The sequence below is a fragment of the Mycobacterium sp. NGS57 genome (genome assembly GCF_059812405.1).
This window is the reverse complement of the sequence record NZ_JCALCP010000007.1, coordinates 349895-368401: the sequence shown is the minus strand read 5'-3', so window position 1 is coordinate 368401 and position 18507 is coordinate 349895. Positions and strand designations below refer to the sequence as shown.

Below are 18507 nucleotides of genomic sequence, written 5' to 3'. Positions count from 1 at the left end.
ATCCCAGCCAGGGCGGCCTGGTTCCCGACAGCGTCGCGAACCGGCCGGCTACCAGACGATCGCGGCCATGTCGCGGTTGTCCGAACACACGCTGCGCACGGCGGCCTCGATGTCGGCGGCGGTGATGATCTGCAAGTCCTCGACGGTCACCGGCTGCCCCGAACGCTTTTGGGCCACCACCCGGGTGTCGCGGAACCCCTCGGCGCGCTCGACGACGTTGCGGGCGAAGCGGCCGTTCTGCATGGCGTCGATGCCGTGCTGACCGCCGGGGGTGGTGTAGTTGCGGATCGTGGTGGCCGCATCCAAAAACGCCTCGCGCGCGCCGTCGTCGAGCAGGCTGGCCCGCGGCGTGGCGTAGCGATTACCGATCTCGACGATCTCGCCCGGCGAGTAGGACTCGAACCGCAGCTTGCGGTTGAACCGGCCGGCCAAACCCGGGTTCACCGTGAGGAATTCGTCCACCTGCTCCTCGTAGCCCGCCCCGATGAAGCAGAAGTCGAAGCGGTGGGCCTCCAGGGCGACCAGGATCTGGTTGACGGCCTCCATGCCGATCATGTCGGGGGTGCCGTCCTGGTGGCGCTCGACCAGCGAGTAGAACTCGTCCATGAAAATGATTCGGCCGAGCGACTTTTCGATCAGCTCGTTGGTCTTGGGGCCGGACTCGCCGATGTAGTGCCCGCAGAAGTCGGAGCGGCGCACCTCCCGGATTTCGGGATGGCGCACGATGCCCATGCCCGCGTAGATCTTGCCCAGCGCCTCGGCCGTGGTCGTCTTACCCGTGCCGGGCGGTCCCACCAGCAGCATGTGATTGGTCTGGCCCTCGACCGGCAGCCCGTGCTCGAGGCGCATCATGCGCACTTCGAGCTGGTCCTCCAGCGCCGACACCGCGTCCTTGACCGCCGCCAGGCCGACCTGTTTTGCCAGCAGCCGGCGGCCCTCGGCCAGCAGCTCGGCGCGCCGCTCGGCGGCGTCGTCGTCGTCGCGCTCGTCGCGGCTTTTACCCGTGGCGGCGTCCCACTTGTCGGTGCGGGTGGCGATGGTCTGTTCGTCGGTGACCACCAATTGCAGATTCGGGTCGGCCAGTGCGGACTTGGCGGCATCGGTCAGCACGCCGTTGATGGTCGCCTTGGACAGCCAGATCTGCGCCCGATCCTCCTCGTGGAGCTGGCGATGCACCATGCCCCGCACGTACGCAAGATCGGCGACCAGGAGCGGAATGTCGGCCGGCCCGATCGAGGCCGTCAACACCTCGGCGCCGAACCTGCTCGACGACGCGCTCTGCCCGATCACGTCGACGCGGTCCAGCCAGTCGAGCGCCACCCGGCCCTGCCCCAGGTGCGCGGCGGCGTGGGCGGCCAGCGCGCAAATCGACGCCGTCACCGCCGACATGATGATCGCCTGCGGGGGCAGCTCCTCGGCGGCCGTGAACAAGACGTCCGGCCAGCGCTGCGTGGCATACATCAGAAACGCACGAGCGAGCTGGTGCCACTGGTAGTTGCCCCACGAATCAAGCAGCTCGCGGTTGGCGAGCAGCTTGTCGGCCTCGGTGTATTCACCCGCGATCGTCAGCGCCGAGGACAGCGCCAGACCCACCTGGGAGGCGTCGGTGACCGTGATGCCGATGTAGGGGCCCAGCTGCAGCTCGGCCGCCAGGCTGCGGCCGATCCGGGTGGTCTCGCGGTGCAGCCATTCGCGGTGATGGTTGAGCCGTTTCAGGGACGCCAGGTCGTTGTCGCCGCACGCGACCCGGCCCAGCCAGGCGTCGGCCATCGACGGGTCGGCCTCGGTGGCGGCGACGAATTCCGGCATCGCCGCGGCACGCCCCTGCCGGTCCCTGATTGCCATGGCGCGATCGAAATGCCTACGCGCCGTGAGCAAGTCCCCCATCGTGTGCACCGTCCTCGACGCTAGGTGTACGACATCGCCACTGACTCAAGGTTGACATAGCGGTTCTCCGCCCGGAACAGGTCCATGTCAACCAGCCAAGATTGGCCCGCCGCAGTCACTTTCACCGTCGCACCGCTGACTTGCTCGATAGCGACCTCGAACGTGTGCCCGTGCCCGTCGGGAAGGACCGTGCCGGCCGGCGCGACGGTGATGACGGTGGCCGGCCGGGGCGCGGGTGAGACCGCGGCGGGCGTGTGCTCGACGACGCTGACGGTGGTGCGCGGCACCGGGCGCGAGCTGCTGACGACGCTGACCACCGGCATCCGCACGCTGGCCCAGCGTTTCGGGTCGCGGGTGTGCACGCACACCCGTTCGCCGGCGCCGGCGGTGCGGATCACGATGCGTTTGGCGATCGCGTCGTCGCCGGCCACGAACACCCTCGACAGCTCGCCGGCGTCGGTGACCGGGATCATCAGCCGGTCGCCGTTGCTCAGCTTGCCCACCAGCACCCCCGAGGGCCCGATCTCGACGAACAGGCTGTCCGGCAACGGGCTTCGGCGCAGCCCGCGCAGGAAGGGCCGCGGCCCGCACATGTTGGCCGCCGCCGCGGCCGCCTGCTCGCCGTTGAGGCGGCGCAGGATCACGCTGGGTGGGCTCGGTGCCGGCGTGGGGGTGCGCACGGTGATGGTCGCGGTGCACGTACCGCCGGGGTAGATCGTCACGTTCTGGATGACCTCGTCGACGCGCAGCGTCCAGGCCTGTGCGAGCACGTGGGAGGCGATCGCCTCGGCCGGGTAGGCATACGTGGTCATCCACCCGGCCTCACCGCGGATGGCCTTCCACTTTTGCATCTGACCGGATACGGCGTCCCAGCCGAGCCGGCGGTCGAGCTCGCTGAGGTCGGTTGCCGTGGCGACCTTCGTGCGCAGGCCCTGGCACCGCAGGAGTCCGGCGATGCGCTGCGCGGCCGAAAGTGCCGTCGCTCCAAGGGTTGTGCGCCAGCGCAGCGCGTCGGTGTTGTCGATCGCCGGCAGCCGCAGGATCAACCACGTTTCGCGGCGGCCGGCGTACGGGGGAGTGCCGATTTCGGCGTCGTACACCCGTGGATAGTCGCCGACGTTGCCGCAGCGCGACCCGAACGAGACGACGCTGATCGAGTCGAGCTCCAGGCCCAGCGGATGCTGCAGCATCGGCACCAATTCAGCCACGTCGATGACGTTCTCGGTGTCGACGCTGACCGAGCCGGTCACCATGGTGGCCCGGTGTGCCCTGCCGAGAAGCTGCACCGCCACCACCGCCACGCCGTCGTGGACGCGCACCCCGCCGCCGGATCGGTTGCTGGCCACCGTGACCGGGTCGCACCAGCTGATCGGCCGCCGGCCCCGCAGCGCCAGCACCGCCCACGACCACACCGGCTGCCCGCGCCATCGCACGAACACAATCGCCCCGGCCACCACGACGGCCACCGCCGCGCCGATGTACCCACCGAAGGCCCAGCACGCCAACGCCAGCAGGAACACCACCAGTATCCCGATCACCCGCCGATTGCTGGCAGGGCTGAATCCGGTCAGCCGCGGCCTCATCGCGCTCTCCGCAATCGCGACCCGACCGCCACCACCAGCACGCCGGCGGCCACGGCGCCGAGGAAGCCCAGCGCGATGTTGCGCGCCCGACGATCCGGCGGCGGCGGGGGCGCGGCCGGCGTGATCACCCGGGTCTGCGCCCCCGGCGGCAGCCGGTCGCCGGGCGGGATGTTGAACGTCAAGGCCGCGACGGGATCCACCAGGCCGTAGCCCACCTTGTTGTCGACGCCGGCGGGCGGATTGTGCGCCGACTGCACGATCCGGTTGATCACCTGATGTGCGCTCAGCTCAGGGTATTTCGCGCGCACCAGCGCCGCGACACCACTGACGTAGGCCGCCGAGAAGCTGGTGCCCCAGAACGGCATGTTCTTCTCGCCCGGCCGCGACGGCGGATAGGCGTTGACCGGGCCACCGCCTTGGGGCGACAGGCCCATGATGTGGGTCGCCGGGCCGGCCGCCCCGACCCAGGGGCCCGACATGCTCTTGTCGATCCCGGCGCCGGTGGCGTCGACGCCTCCCACGGACAAGACGTAGTCGGAGAACCACGACGGCGAGGAGATGACCTTCACCTGATGCCAGTCGCGCGGATCCGACGGATTCAGCGGGTCGTACAGCGGGTTGTTGTCGCAGCCGCCTTCCCCGTCGTTGCCGGCGGCGGCCACGATCACCGCGTCCTTGTTGGTCGCCGCGTACCACAGCGCCGCGCCCAGCGCCCGTTGATCGGTGGACGACGCGGCCGGCAGGCAGGAGGTCACCGAAATGTTGATCACCTTCGCGCCCATGTTCGCGGCGTGGACGACGGCACGGGCCAGGGTGTTCAGGGTGCCGGCTTTGACCTTCTCGTCCGAGTTGGGATCGGCCGGTGCCGGGTTCACCTGCTCGAAGGCCCGCGAGGACTGCCGGATCGAGATGACGGTCGCGTGCGGTGCCACGCCCACCACCCCGTCGGGTGCCCCCGGCGGGGGCGCCGGTACCGCGGGTTCGTCTTCGGTTTGCGGGTCGGGCGGCCCGTTGGAGGGAGCCATCGCGCCGGCTTCCGGGGGCGGGGGCGGGGGTGGCGGCGGCGGGGGGACGAGTGTGATCGTCACCGGCGGCGGCGGAGGCGGAGGCGGCGCGGGCGGCGGGACTTCCACCGGCGGCAGCGGCGCCCCTGCTGCCGGCGGTGGGCCGGCCGGCGGGGGGAACGCCGGTGTGGCCGGAAGCGGGCGGGGCATCGGCACAAGTCCTTGTGGCGCAGCGCCGATGATGGCGCCGACGACCGTGCCGTGTGCGTCGCAATCCGACAGCCCGTCCTCACCCATGATGTAGTCGCCGCCGGGAACGGCCGGCAGCCGAGGGTTGGGGGTGATCCCGGTGTCGATGACCGCCACGGACACGCCGTTGCCGGTGCTGTACTGCCAGGCCTGACTGATGTTGAGCAGGTTGAAGCCGGGAGCAAGCTGCGACACGTCGGGCGTCTTGACGGTGATCGGCACCGAGCAGCTGTTGGCACGCCGCATCGGTTGGTCCGAGCGTGGCGGCCCGTCCGGGGGCACCAGCCCCGGATCCACCGAGGGCGGTGAAATGGCTTGCGCGGCGGGGATATTGCCTGCGAAGGCGACCAGGGTCAGCGCTGCGACGATTGCTGCGGCCCGGGTGCACAGCGATTTCAGTGGCCTCAATGGTTTCAGTGGCTTCAGTGTCTTAGCCACGTGAACAACCCCCCCAGCGCCGCGGCCGCCGGCAGCAACACGATCATGGCGACCACCTCGAGCCATTCCACGGTCAACCGGATCAACGGCCGGAACCGCGTCGCGGGAACCAGAAGCGCTGCGGCCAAACCGAATGCGGCAAAGGCCACCACCAGCGCGACGGGCCAGATCAGCCCGGACTCGAGGCTGCGCGGTTCCACCAGCGCGTACTTGACGATGCCGGCGCACACCGCCGCGCAGGCCCCGCACACCAGCGCGACGGCTTGGTACTTGGCGGCGAACCCGCGGCCCTGCGTGATGAAAATGCCCACCGTCAGCCCAGCCACCAACAGCGCCAGCCACGCCCAACGACGGCCCGGCGCCAACACCCCCCACACCGCGGCCGGCAGCACGACCGACGCCCCCACGCACAGCCCCACCTGAATGGCGTTGACCAACCGCGCCGACGCGGCGATGGCGGCGCCACGGGCGGTGATGTCGGTGAGCTCGTCGTCCTCGTCCTCGGTTTCCTTCGCGGTGACCGGCGACACCGTGTCGACGGGCATACCCTCGCGCCGCGCGAAAAGGTCACGCCCCGTGATGGATCCGAAGTGCGGCGGACGCACCCGCGCCACCCATAGCGCGATTGTCGGCGCCATCCGCACCAGCACGAGCAGCCCGACCAGCACACAGACCGACAACACCTGCGCCGACACCGGCCGGAACATCCTGGCGGCGGCCACGGCGGCCACGATCCCGCATATCGTCACCACCGCGGTCGCGGCGGCGGTCTGCCACCGCTTGCGCGTCACCACGCTGATCGCGATGGCGCCGAGAATCACCACGACGAGCCCGATCAGCGCGTGCGGGGCGCCCAGCCTCCCGGGCGGCGCGCAAGCACCGGCCACGGCGGCCAAAAGCACCGTGAGCCATGCGAATCCGCTGAACATGTCACGCCGATGCGACCAGCCGCGGAACACCACGACCGTCGCGATCGCGAGGAGCACCCCCACCCCGCCGGACACGGCGGCCGGGACAAGGCTGTCGGAGTGGGCCCGCTCCCGCAGGGCCAGTCCCGCGACCACGCCGACCGCCATGGCGGCGATCACGACCGCGGTATGGGCGGCGGTCAGCGCCGACACCGGCGCGAACATCCGATCCCCGCCGTCGCGGCCGAGCCACTTGCCCATCGCCGCCAGCGCCGTCGACAGCGATTCGTATTGCGGTTCAAAGGATTCGCCGTCGACGCGGGGAACCAGCACCAGCGTGTCGCCGTCTTGGACGCCGAGCTCGTCGAGGCTCTTGTTGATGTCCAGGCGCACGCCGTTGACCTTGTGGAGCTCGTAGCTGCCCGGCGGCAGCGCGACACCGTCGAATCCCTTGCGCTTGAGGTCGTCGCTGAGCAGCTCGACCATGCCCTCGAAGAAGCCCTCCACCGGCGTCCCCGCCGGAAACACCTGGGAGCACAGGTGTTTGTCGTAGGAGATGTTGACCGCACACCGCGCCGGGAACGCGACCTTGTGCGGGGACGTCACTGCTGGGCCCTCTCGGCGCCTGCCTCGGGCACGTATTTGTCGGCCAGCCCCGCGGTGATCTCGAACAGCCGCAACCGCGACTTCTTGGTGAGCTCGTGGACGGTGTCGATGATGCCGCCCTTGGCCAGGTGCGGATCGAACGGCATCACCTCGACGGTCGCGCCGACCTTGGTGAACCGCTCGGTCAGATAAGCCAGGGCATCCTTGTCGGCGGCGCTGTCGGTGTGGTTGATGATCACCGTGCTGTGCGACACCAGCTCGTGGTAGCCCTGCGCGCTGAGGAAATCGATGGCGCGCAGCACCGGCCGGGACCGGTCGGCGGTGATCCCCGAGACGAACACCAGGGTGTCGGTGTTGTCCAGAACGGTCTTCATGACGGGGTGTTCGAGGTCGGGCGCGGTGTCGACCACCATGACGTTATGGGTTCGCCGCAGGCGCGACAACACCCCGGCGAACATCGCCGGCACCAGCGGCCTGGGCTGGTCCGACGTCCGGTTGCCCGCCAGCACGTCGAGCCCTACCACGTTCTGCCCCAGGTGTTCCCGGATATCGGCGTAGCCTTGCACGTCGGTGTCGTTGATGATGGCGGTGTAGTCACCGGGTGGCGACTCGTCGATCCGGTCGGACAGCGTTCCGAAGCTCGGCACGGCGTCGATCGCGATCACGTTCGTCGGCCGGCATTCGCGGAAGACACCACCGATGCACGCGGTCATGGTCGACACACCGACCCCGCCCTTGCCCGAGACGAGGGTGATCACAAATTGCCGACGAATATGCCGGCGGATGCGCTCCCTTAATTCGCGATAATGGCGTTCGCGCGGTGATTCTCCGAGATTTATCTTGCGGAACGAAATATTGTAAATGAATTTCCGCCAACCCGAACCCGGAGGAATTTTTCGTGGAGCGGCTAAATCGGTAATACGCATGGTATCCGATACCGAATCCCGGTGGCGCGCCGCTGGCGGATCCCCCCGCCCAAGCCTCTCTTCGTCGTACATATTGGGGTCATTCCAAGAGGTCGTCACGACCGTCAATGCTAACACGATTCGTGATAGCCCGTTTACGCGATCAAACGCACATCAAACCCGAGAACTGCATTCGCAGCGTTTTCAGCTTCGCCATTCGCCCATTGGTTGTAAGCGACCTTTTGACGCGTTCGCTCAGACCACGCGCCGGTAGGAGTACCACTCCTCGCCGGCGGGCAGGCTCTGGATGAGACGCTGCACCGCGGCGGCGATGTCGCTGCGTGATCCCGGCGAGAGCAGCTGGTAGCGACGTCCACCCGACATCACACCCTCCACACACAGGCGGCCGGCGGGGGTGTCGACGACGGCGACCGTCGAGTCCCCGATCGCGAGGCGGGCCGTCTTTTCCGGCCCGACCCCGGCCTGCAGCGCCACGATGGCCGCGGACGCCGACCGCGCCGGATCGGCGGCCGTGGTGAGGATCTGCAGTTGGTCGACGTCCAAGCGCTGTTTGAGCAGAAACGATTTCAGGCCGGCGGCATCGCGCACGGATTCCTGCAGTTCGGCAGTGTCCAGGGTGACCGGCCGCAGCGGCGCCGCTTCGGCGACACCGCATAGCCGCTCGACTTGACCCACCACGAGCTCGGTGGCCGTGCCCGACTCGCTGGCGGTGCCGGCGGGATGAAGGCGCACCATGTCGCCGTGCCGCTCCAGCACCACCCACCAGGTGGCGAATCGGCAGATGGCCGCGCGCGTCGGATCGCGGCCCGGCACGCTGATATTCAGCAGCAACCCGAGGTCGCGCCGCAACAGCACGGTCAGCCATTCTCGGATCATCGGGTCGGCGTTGCCCGCCTCGTCGAGCGCACCGCACGCTTTGAGCTCGGCGACCACCGGATGGCGCAGCGCCAGCTCCGGGGTCTCCACCCGCGGCACCAATGGCCGCAATCCCAGCTCGGGGCACAGCTGTTCGACCCCGGTCACCGCCTGCAGTACCCACAGGCCGTCGAGAGTCGTTGTCAGCACGTCACTTTCACCTCAGCCGGTCGCCGGACAAACCAGAGGTGGGGCGGATCCGGCTGTCGGCGCCCCACCTTGGTGACACCCCCCGTCGGTCGCCAAAGGCGCCATCGGGCAGGCGATTTCAGAAAAGGCGGTTGATGTGCATGTCCGTTTGGATCGCACCGTCGAGCACGTGGCTGGTCGTCGCACCGTGCTGATGGATGTGTTGGATGGAGCCCTGCAGACCCGACAGCATCTGGTGCTGCGCGTCGAAGAACCCCATGGCGCCGTGGCCGGCGAAGAATTCCTGGAGCGCGTTGGTCTTGTTCGCGACGTCGGAGTGAATGGCGTCGAGCTGGCCGGCCCGCGAAGCGACATCTGCGGCGAAGTCGGCCACGGGGCCCGGGTTGTAGGCGATGGGACCAGTCATGATGAATTCCTTCCTGAGACGAAATCGGTGTCGGGTTAGACGCTCTGCGGCGAGCCGCCGAACAGGGACGCGAACGCGTGCTGCGCGTCGGCCTCATGGCTTTCCATCAGCGCCGCCGCCTGCTTGAGGCCCTCGGCCAGGCGCGTGCCGCCCGACAAGATTTTGTTGAGGTCGTCAGAAAGCTGCATCGCGGTCCGGTGCGAGGCCACGACGGCGTCGCCCGACCAGGTTGCGGGGTTCATGACGTTTTCCTGGTTCGCCAAGTAGCCCTTGACGACCGCGACCGCGTGCTCCATATTCGCTTGGATCGCGTCGCTCGTGCTTCGCAGCATGTTTGCATCTACGACAATTGACACGGTTACTTCTCCTTCTGCGGTTAGGCGTATTCCTTTATTGTGTTGTCCCCGCTGGCTTCTCGGGGGATGCGTCGAAGTGTATGGCCGCTGTTCAGATGTGTCGATTCACCCTTTGAGCAGGCCGTTTCACACTCTTTGGTCGACGACGCGCACCGTGGCGGGCTGCTCGGACTTCTTGTCGGACCCGCCGTGGCCACCGGCCGCCGCACCCACCGGCATCCCGCCCATTCCCGTGCCGCCCGTCGTCGATGTCGTCGTCGGGGGCCGCAGCGATTCGGCTCCCAGCGCTCCGCTGGGCCGCAGCCCGACCGGGCGGCCACCGCTGCCGGAATCGAACGCGCTGACCGGTCGGGTGAAGGTCGTCGCCGGCATGCCGGCACCGCCGAGCGAACCCCCGCCGACCCCACTGGGCGCCGCCGACAGCGCGCTGACCGCCGTGACCGGCGTCCCGGCGCCCGCCATCCCGGCACCGGGGCTGGCGAACATGCCGGTCATCATCGATTGAAGCGGCTGCATCGCGCTCATCGGCGCCTGCATCAGCTGAGTGGGGGCCTGCATCGCCTGCGGTACCGCCCCCAGCAGCGACTGCACCGGTTGCATGAAGGTGTTCAGGTCGCCCAGGCCCTGGCCTGCCGATGATGCCCGGCCGGCGCCCGATGTACCGGTCTGTACGCCTTGATACGCGGCACGCATCCCGTCGCCGGCCCCGGTCTCACCGGCGGCCTGGCCGATCGCCGCGGCGGCCTCCGCCGGGGCGGCCGGCGAGGCGCCCATGGTCGCCAGCGGCGGTGGAATTGCCAGGCTTTGGGCCAGCACGGCGAGGGCGGCGCCGTAGGTGACCCCCCGCAGGGAGTTGTTGTGCCACATCACCTCGAAATACTCGACGTCCAGCTCGGTGATGCGCGGGGTCAACGTCCAGAAGACGCTGGGGTTGGCGACGTTGTCGGCCGCCTCTTCGACACGGTTGGCGGTGCACACCGGCGCCGGAACCATGCCGGCATTGGCCGTCTCGTACGCCGCGATCGCCGCCGCGACCACTCCCGGCTTCACATCCACCCAGCCCGCCAGCCCGTGCAGTGCCGCGTTGAGGGCCGTGACGTTCGCGGCCGAGCCCACCGATCCCGATCCCAGCCAGCCCGCGGAGGTCACGGCGGTGTTGGCCATCGACGCGGCCGCCGAAGCGTGATGACTGGCACCTACGGCGATCCACGCGGTTTGGTTGGCCAGCATCGTGGCCACCCCGGTCCCCGTCTTGAGCAGCAGGTCGTTCGCTTCGGGTGGGCGCGCCGCCCACCCCGGGTCAGGCATGAGCCGCCTACAACCCGAGCGTCAGGCTGCGTACCGCCTCGGTGGCGGTGTAGACGCACGCCGCGATGTTCTGCGTCCCGGCGAACAGCCCCCGCTGCACGGCGTGTTCCTGCACGACCCCGACGTACGCGCCCCCGCAGGCGTTGAGCGCCGCGGTGAACAGCGCCGAGTCCGGGTCGTTACCCATTGGCGTGGTGCCGAGCAGCGCCGGCGCGGCGGCCGCCGCCGCCGACTGGACTTCCGCGCTGATGGCCGATTCCGCTCCGGCTGAGCCCAAGACAGCCTCGGGTTGTACGGTGAACGACATAATTTCCCTCCGCGGTTCTCGCAGTCGCATCACTGCGAATGATCGGTCAGTCTAATGCCTCCCGGCCGATCGTGTATTCACCATTTGTAACCTCCGATCTCACCGGCTTCAAATCGGTCTTGTTGTGCCCCAATTGAACTCGCGTCTAATTACTGCCACTTGAATCGCAGCGGCCGCTGCTGCCACTCCTGCAACGCCTGTCACGTGCGCGGAGGGCCGCGCATGGCGAAATCGTCGTTTTCAACCAGCCCTGCTCCGCGGGTGCTGTGTCGCGCGCGAACTCCGGCGCTTGATAACGCTCCGCGCTATTGGCCGGTAACAATAGCCGGCAGGCCCACCAGAATTCCCTCGACGTCGGATTCATCGCTCACCAACAATCCGCGTCCCGGCGGTAACATTTGGGCGCGAACAAGCCGGTTGATCTTGTTTTGCGGATCGTTGTCCATATACAGCGCTGAGACTTTTGCCGACGTTTGATACCTCATCCACGGGTCCATCTGCAGCGTCGCCCAGTTCGTGCTGTTGCGCGTGGTGAACACGTGCAGGCCGATCTGCCGGGCGCGTTCCATCAGCATCCAGAGCGCGGCGCCCACCGGCGGGGTTGCCGGGTAGTTCTGCGCCGGCCGCAGGTCTTGGATGTCGTCGATCAGCACGAAGTGCCGCGTGCCCTCCCACGGCTTGAGTGCGCGCAACTCCTCCTGGCTCAGGCCCTTCGGGGGCAGCCGGGGCAGCAAGATCTCCTGGGCCAGTTCGGTGATGACGCGGTCGATTTCGTCTTGGTCGTAGGCGTAGGCGCGCACATAGCCCGGGGCGTGCAGATCCCGTAGCCCGTGCGGGGCGGCCTTCGGGTCGATCAGCGTCAGCTGGGCCTCGTCCGGGCTGAACCGGCTCATCACCGCCTCGCCGATGGCCACCAGCGACAGGCTCTTGCCGCACCCCTGGCGGCCCAAGATCATCAGGCCGGGGGTGTGCGACAACCGCAATGGCACCGGCCCCAGTTGGTGTCGCTCGCCGATGGCGAACGCGATCGACAGCTCGTCGGGGCCGCGGGTGGCGGCGTGGGCTTGCAGAACCGCCTTCAATTCCACCCGGTCCGGCAACCGTTGCAGGACCGCGTGCTTGGTGACTCCGGCGACGTCGGCGATCCGGGCGCCGACGTGGGGGGTGTCCACCAGCGTGCGGGTCGCCGGGTCGACCATCACGGGAAGTCCGACCAGCAATTCGTGCAGGGAGTCGGTCAGCCCGAAGCCGGGGCGGGTCAACGTGCGGCGGGCCGCCTCGCGCGACTCGATCGCCGACTGGCCCATCTGGCTCTCCCCAGGATCGGCCAGCCGCAACTGGATTCGCGCGGTGGCGTTCTGCAGCAGCTTCTGCCGCTGCCCGTGGATCCAGCCGCCGGCACTGCACATCACGTGCACCCCATATTCGGGGCCGCGGCTACTCAGCGAGATGATGCGGTCGCCCAGCATCATGTCCTTCGAGTACAGATCGTCGTAGTCGTCGACGACCACGAAGACGTCGCCGAACGGATCGTTCGGGTCGGTCCCGCCCAGGCCATCGCTGCCGGGCCCGAACCGTCGCTCGCGGAACCCGTCGAGATCGATGTTGGCACGCCGGAACGCGTCCTCGCGGGCGTCGATCAGCGCCTCCATGCTGCTCAAGATGCGCTCGATGCCCTCGGTGTCCTTGGGCGACACGATGTCGGCGATGTGCGGCAGCGACCCGATCTGAGCCATAGTGGCCCCGCCGACGCAGAAGAACGTCACCCGCGACGGCGTGTACATCATGGCCGCGGAGCACATCAGCGTCATCATCGTGGTTGTCTTGCCGCGCTGTTTGGCGCCCACCACAATGATGTTGCTGCGCAACGCATCAACGGAGTGCACGACCTGCTTGGACTCCTCGGGGATGTCCATGATTCCCACCGGAAACACCAGGCCCGGGTTGTGGCCGTAGTCGACGTGCCACGGCTTGCCGCGCCATCCCGCGACCACGGCGTCGACGGGCTCGGGATTCTCCAGCGGCTCGAGCCACGGCCGGCGCGGTGCCCGGTGCGGCACCGTGTGCAGCGACTCCCGCAAGACGTCCACGATCTTCTTTTTCTTGAAACCGTCGTCGTGCAAAAGGAATTCGTCGGGCTCCTCGTCGGCGGCTGACGCGGCCTCCAGAGCCGCGGCGTCGGCGTCGTCCAGCGGCTGGTACTGCCAGTTGTACAGCCGTGGCTGCGTCAGGGTCATGTCGACGGTCCTGATCACCTCGGCCTTCTTGGGCACGACGAACGGCGCCGAGAGATAAAAACAGCGGAACGGCTCGAGGTCGCGCGGCCCCACCTTGAGCAGCGCGAAACCGTTTTCCTTCGACGGCAGATGGTAGGCGGCGTCGGTGCCGATCACCTCGCGGCTGTCGTCGCCGGATTCGGCGCGCAGCGCGATGCGAAAGGCGATGTTGGACTTCACCTTTTGCAGGGACGACAGATCGAGCCGCTGGCCGCCCAGCATGAAGAAGACGTTGGCGCCGCGGCCCTCCTGACCGATGTGAATGATCAAGTTGATCCACTTGTCGTGATTGGCGAACAATTCGAGGTATTCGTCGACGATGACCAGCAATACCGGCACCGGCGGAAGGTCGCGTCCCGCGAGCCGGATCTCCTCGTAGTCGTTGGCGTCGCGCGCACCCACCGACGTGAAAAGCTCGTAGCGCTGCTTGATTTCACCGTCGATGACCCTGCGCATCCGCTCGGCCAGGTGCCGCTCGTCCTTACCGAGGTTGGACAGCGCGGCCACCACGTGCGGAATGCCGAGGATGTCCTGGGCGGCCGACTCGAACTTCATGTCGACGAAGATGACGTTGAATGCCTCGGGCGAGTGTGTCAGCGCGATGCCGTATACCAGCGACAGGAAGAATTCCGACTTGCCCGAGCCGCTGGTGCCAATGACCACCGAGTGAAAACCGAAGCCGCCGAAGTCCTTTGCGCGGAAGATGACGTTCTGCAGCTCGCCGTTGGGTTTGGCGCCCACCGGGATCTCGCACCACCGCTCGTCACCGCGGCCGCGCCGCTCGGTCCACAGTCGGTCGACGTCCAAGTCGCGCGGGTCGCCGATGCCCAACGCGCGCAGCAACTCGGCCGCGCCGCTGGTGGAGTCGGCGATCTCGGCGCTGCTCGTCGGCGACCACCGCGCCATCGCGCGCGCATACCGGTAGGCCCGCGGGATCGACAGCTGGTCGGCGTGGGCGAAGAACTTGCCGCCCGCGCGCAGCAGCGGCGCCGCACGACCGTCGTCGTCCTCGGCGCTGTCGCCGTTGACCGGAAGCTGGGCGGAACCGTTGGCGATGGCATGCGAGGCCGGCCGCTCGCTCATCTGATAGAGCTGGTCCTTGTCGAACCCCACACCGATGCCGGCCCGGGATGCGATGCGCAGCACGGTGATTCCCGCCTTGCCGACCTGGCCGACGACGCTCTCCCATGCCTCGGGGCTGCCGGTGTTGTCGTCGACGATCACCCAGTGCGGGCCCAGCTCGGCCCCGGTATCGGGTTGGCCCGACTCCAAAGCCGAGCCGGTGGTGGTCGGGGCGGCCGCCGCCAGCGGAGTCCACTGGCCGCGCCGGCCCTTCATGTGCAGCTCGGCGCCCAGCGCCGCTTCGAGGTCCTCGGGGGTGGCGAAGATCAGCCGTCGCCACCCGCACGCGTCGAACAAGTCGTCGTGCAGGTTGTGCGGCAGCCACACCATCCACGACCACAACTCGGGGTTGCGCGTGACGACCATCAACTTGACGTCGTGCGGGTTGTGGAACACCGCCAGCGAGCACAGCAGCGCACGCAGCAGCGACCGCACCCGGTTCAAGTCGTCGCCGACGAAGCTGAATCCGGGCGCCGATCGCAGGTTAACCACCTTGGCGATATCGCGAATCTTGCGCTGTTCCAGGATGAAATCGCGCAGCGCCTGACCGGTGACGGGCTCCAGTTCCTCGTCGGAGGAGATGTCGGGCCAGGTCACCGACAGCACCGAATCCGGCGCGTGTTGCACACCAGTGCCGAGCCGGACCTCCAGGAAGTCGACGTCGGCGCGACCGCGCTCCCACATCCGCGGGCCGCCGATGATGGCGCCCAGCCCGCGCGGGTCGGAATGCACGGCTTCCTGCCACTTTCGCTGGGCACACACCGCGTTCTGGATCTCGTCGCGGTTGCCGTCGAGGTCGCGAAGGTAGCGGCGGCGGCCCTTTTCCATTTCGCCCCAGGTGATTTTGCGGGCCCGCCCGAACCGCCCGGAAAACGCCAGCATGCTGAACGCGCCGATGCCCATCAGTGGGAAGAAGCCCGTCGACAGGCTGCGGACCCCCGAGACGTACAGCATGACGATGGTGCCGATCAGCGCGACGATGAGGGCGGGCACGCCGATCATCACCCAGATGTTGCGCGGCTCGCGCTCGGGGAGGGCGATCGGCGCATTCGGTGCCACCCGAACGGGTTTCGGCGGCTGGATCTTGAGCCGGTTGATGGGAAACGCCCTTTTCGACATTGCTCTAGCCTCCCGCCCTCGCCCCTGTGGTGACCACGGTCGCCTGCCCGAGCGCCGGCACGGTGTCACGCGCCACCAGCGCCGCCTGTTGCGACAGCGCCGGGCCCGCGGCGAACGTCCGCAACAGCGGCCAGGGCGCCTGCACCGCCATCGTCGGGTCCAGTCCCAGCGCACGCAGCGTCGATTCCTCGGAGGCGATACCGAACCGCACCCCGTTATCGGCAACCCAGAACAGTGATTCGCGTGAGTCGCTGGTGATCACACCGCTCGTCGACGTCACGAAGTTGACCGCGCCGGGCAACACCAGCACCTGATTGGCCACCACCGACGCCGGGTCGCGGTCGTCGCGGACCAGGCGCACGATGCGGTCGTCCATCGACGGCAGCACCGGAAGTCCGCGACCGTTGTAGATCGCGACCCGAGCCTGCGGATCGGTCGATGCCTTCTCCCACGCCACGCACGTCGTCGGGTTCGCCGCGGAGTCAATGAAATTCAGTCGTCCGGTCGGGTAGTAATCCACCGCCAGCGAGTTCACGACGGGAATGTTGACCAGCACGTCCGGAGTCACCGTCCGCGGCGTCGTCGATCCGTAGGAGTTGGCGCTACGCATCAGGTCTGCCACGAAGCCGCCGACTTTTTGCACCCCGTCGGCCAGCAACACGTAGAACTGGCTGCCCCCGCCGGCCGTCTGGGACTGCAGCACCGCACCCACCTGCGAGCCCGGCAGGAACCTCGACGGGGTCCCGGCCTCGGGGACCTTGGGCACGCGCAGCGGCTCGGTCGCCGGCAGCCCGTCGAACAGCGCGCGCGAGATCTCCACGGGGACAGTGACTCCGGGGTCCAGCCCCAGGCTCAGAGTCACCGCCCGGTCGGTGGGATCGACCTGCGAGCGCTTGCCGCCCCAGATCACGTAGGCGGAGCCTTGAAAGCTCGCCAACAGCGCCGCATCCCTGGCCATCGGTGCCGCGCGACCCGCGAAGAGCTGTCCCGCAATGGAAGTCACCACCGGCTTGTCCGCGGTACGCGGCCGCCCCGCCGTGTCGCACACCGCCCACGCCGACGTCGCGCCCCTGTGTACCGGCATGGCCGCCGGCGCACCCGGGATGCCGATGAGCGGGCCGGTCGGATACTTCGCGACCTCGGCGGGCTTCACCCAGGTGGGCTGCCCGGCGGTGCCCGTCGCCAGCCGCGCGGAGGTCAGATTCAGCGCCGGATACAACCGGCCCTCGATGCGCGCGTAGAGCGCCCCGGATTCGCGGTCGCCGATGATGGCGGAATCACCCACCACGCCACTGGGTTTGAGTACGTTCAGCAGCACCATCCAACCCGCGGCAATGGCTACCAACACCACCGACAGCGCGAGGGCGGCGGTCTGCTTGCGGTCATCGTGTTTCATTCGCACCGAGAAGCGCGTCGTCGCCGCCCGGAGTCGCCGGTTGTAGAACAGGTGACCCGAATTCTGGTCGCGGTTGGACAAACTCAACGGCATCGGTCAATAACCCCTCGGTCCGCGGTGGGGATCGGCCTGCTGAATCCGGGCGGCCAGATTCGACGCATCGGCGGCGACGCCGTAGTGGCGTTGCGCGTAGTTGATGAACGCGCACGCCTGCGCCACCAGATCGTGGATGCTCCTCGACGTGCCCGGCTGGTGATACGACGCGAATGTCGGCGCGATGAATTGAAACGCCCCCTTGGACGGAGTGCCCCTGGCCGCGTTGGAATCCCAGTCGTTTTCGGCGTAGGCGTCGTAGTTGGACTCGCGGCGCACCACCAGATCCATGCCTCGCGCCCATCGGGCACGGGCGGCCGGGTCGTGAATGCCCTTGATATCCATGGCTTCCCGGATTGCTGCCCAGACCGCTGCACGTCTGTTGCCATGTTCCCGTCGTGCCGGGTGTGTGCGCGGGTAGCGCAGCCGCCGCAACCTCGTCGCCAGCTGCCGCGCGCGTGCCCGCGATCGCACGATGTGTCCGTGCTGCGTGCGCAGCCGCGTCGCCATCCGGGCCATCGCCTCGCGTCGGCCGAGCGGCGTATCGGCCGCGGGCATGGCATCGACAACGGCCGCGTCCAGGTTTCGCCGCGTCGCGGCGCGGGCGTCGGCGCGTTCGGCCCGCGCCCCCGCCAGGACCGCGTCCAGGGTCCCGTCGGTCTCGGCCAACCGGCGCAGCCTTGCCGTCGACGTCGCTGCCCGGACCGCCGCCCGCCCGGGCCACCCGCCCGCGTGCGCCGCGCGCCCTATCCCGTCGGCGCGGGCGTCAACCCGCACGGGCGCGTCACCGATGCCGTGCCCCGCGTCGCCGCCGACGAACAAGCCGTGGCCGCGAGACAGGGCGGCCACCGCCCGCATCACCAGAGGATCATTCAACGATTCCCCCACCGTAATTTCGATCGAAATCGGCCTGCGCTTCTTCGCGCAATGCCTCGAAAACCATATTCAGTCGATCCACCAGCTCCCGACAGGTGTACGACGTCATCACGTGCGGCGCCAACGACAGCCCGGTGAGCCGCCCGTCGGAATTGCACACCGCATGGACGTCCCCCACGTCGGCGGTGAAAGTCACCGCCTCCTGGGCGGCCAGTACTTCCTCCCACTTCTCGAAATTCGCCTTCAGGTCGGCCAGGACCTGGTCGACCACTGCCTTGTCCGTCGCCGCGTCCGGGCGCACCGCATCCGTACCGGACACCTCAGCCGCATCTCCCATAACTTCTGGCCCGTCGACCGCGGTTGCCTCGGCGGCCCCAACAGGATGCACCGGGCAAGCTGTCGGCGCGCTCGGGTACCCCCAGGCCGTTCGCTAACGCGGCAACAGCCGCTGCGCTGCACAGGATTTCGGAAGTGTTTGTGTAGCCCACGTCGGCCTCAGCGAATCCAAACTCGCCAGCATTTCGATAATGGCCACACGTCATGAGATTACTGCCTTTAACCACTCGCGGACCACTCACCTTC

Annotated in this window: 14 protein-coding genes; all 14 read right to left on the bottom strand. The window is 68.2% G+C overall.

Features of this window, described 5'->3' with window-relative positions; translation table 11 throughout:
* Positions 1-48: 48 nt before the first annotated feature.
* Positions 49-1887, bottom strand: coding sequence for a type VII secretion AAA-ATPase EccA (eccA, locus tag AC5Y43_RS16105; RefSeq protein ID WP_499974014.1), 1839 nt, complete (start codon positions 1885-1887; stop codon positions 49-51).
* Between the two features lie 20 nt (positions 1888-1907).
* Positions 1908-3470, bottom strand: a complete 1563-nt coding sequence (gene eccE, locus AC5Y43_RS16100) for a type VII secretion protein EccE (RefSeq protein WP_499974012.1) — start codon at positions 3468-3470, stop codon at positions 1908-1910.
* Positions 3467-5131: a type VII secretion-associated serine protease mycosin gene (gene mycP / locus AC5Y43_RS16095; RefSeq protein ID WP_499974046.1), complete on the bottom strand. Its 1665-nt coding sequence runs from the start codon at positions 5129-5131 to the stop codon at positions 3467-3469. The genes eccE and mycP overlap by 4 nt, the downstream gene beginning before the upstream one ends.
* Positions 5132-5145: 14 nt before the next feature.
* Complete coding sequence (eccD, locus tag AC5Y43_RS16090; RefSeq protein WP_499974010.1) at positions 5146-6675, bottom strand: type VII secretion integral membrane protein EccD; 1530 nt, start codon at positions 6673-6675, stop codon at positions 5146-5148.
* Positions 6672-7700, bottom strand: a complete 1029-nt coding sequence (locus AC5Y43_RS16085; RefSeq protein WP_499974008.1) for a MinD/ParA family ATP-binding protein — start codon at positions 7698-7700, stop codon at positions 6672-6674. The genes eccD and AC5Y43_RS16085 overlap by 4 nt, the downstream gene beginning before the upstream one ends.
* A gap of 135 nt (positions 7701-7835) precedes the next feature.
* Positions 7836-8666 (bottom strand): ESX secretion-associated protein EspG, encoded by an 831-nt coding sequence (locus AC5Y43_RS16080; RefSeq protein ID WP_499974006.1) that lies wholly within the window; start codon positions 8664-8666, stop codon positions 7836-7838.
* Between the two features lie 118 nt (positions 8667-8784).
* Positions 8785-9072, bottom strand: a complete 288-nt coding sequence (locus tag AC5Y43_RS16075) for a WXG100 family type VII secretion target (protein ID WP_499974004.1) — start codon at positions 9070-9072, stop codon at positions 8785-8787.
* Between the two features lie 35 nt (positions 9073-9107).
* The gene (locus AC5Y43_RS16070) at positions 9108-9428 is read right to left on the bottom strand and encodes a WXG100 family type VII secretion target (protein ID WP_499974002.1); all 321 of its coding nucleotides are present in this window, start codon (positions 9426-9428) and stop codon (positions 9108-9110) included.
* A gap of 126 nt (positions 9429-9554) precedes the next feature.
* Positions 9555-10736 carry a PPE domain-containing protein gene (locus AC5Y43_RS16065; RefSeq protein WP_499974001.1) on the bottom strand — a complete coding sequence of 394 codons (1182 nt, stop codon included), beginning with the start codon at positions 10734-10736 and terminating at the stop codon, positions 9555-9557.
* A 7-nt stretch (positions 10737-10743) separates the two neighbouring features.
* Positions 10744-11043, bottom strand: coding sequence for a PE domain-containing protein (locus AC5Y43_RS16060; protein WP_499973999.1), 300 nt, complete (start codon positions 11041-11043; stop codon positions 10744-10746).
* Positions 11044-11348: 305 nt separating this feature from the next.
* Positions 11349-15560, bottom strand: a complete 4212-nt coding sequence (gene eccCa / locus AC5Y43_RS16055) for a type VII secretion protein EccCa (protein WP_499973998.1) — start codon at positions 15558-15560, stop codon at positions 11349-11351.
* 4 nt (positions 15561-15564) lie between these two features.
* The gene (eccB, locus tag AC5Y43_RS16050; RefSeq protein WP_499973996.1) at positions 15565-17049 is read right to left on the bottom strand and encodes a type VII secretion protein EccB; all 1485 of its coding nucleotides are present in this window, start codon (positions 17047-17049) and stop codon (positions 15565-15567) included.
* Between the two features lie 3 nt (positions 17050-17052).
* Positions 17053-17907 (bottom strand): transglycosylase SLT domain-containing protein, encoded by an 855-nt coding sequence (locus AC5Y43_RS16045; protein ID WP_499974044.1) that lies wholly within the window; start codon positions 17905-17907, stop codon positions 17053-17055.
* Positions 17908-17917: 10 nt separating this feature from the next.
* Positions 17918-18244, bottom strand: a complete 327-nt coding sequence (locus AC5Y43_RS16040; protein ID WP_499973994.1) for a DUF2710 family protein — start codon at positions 18242-18244, stop codon at positions 17918-17920.
* Between the last annotated feature and the right edge of the window lie 263 nt (positions 18245-18507).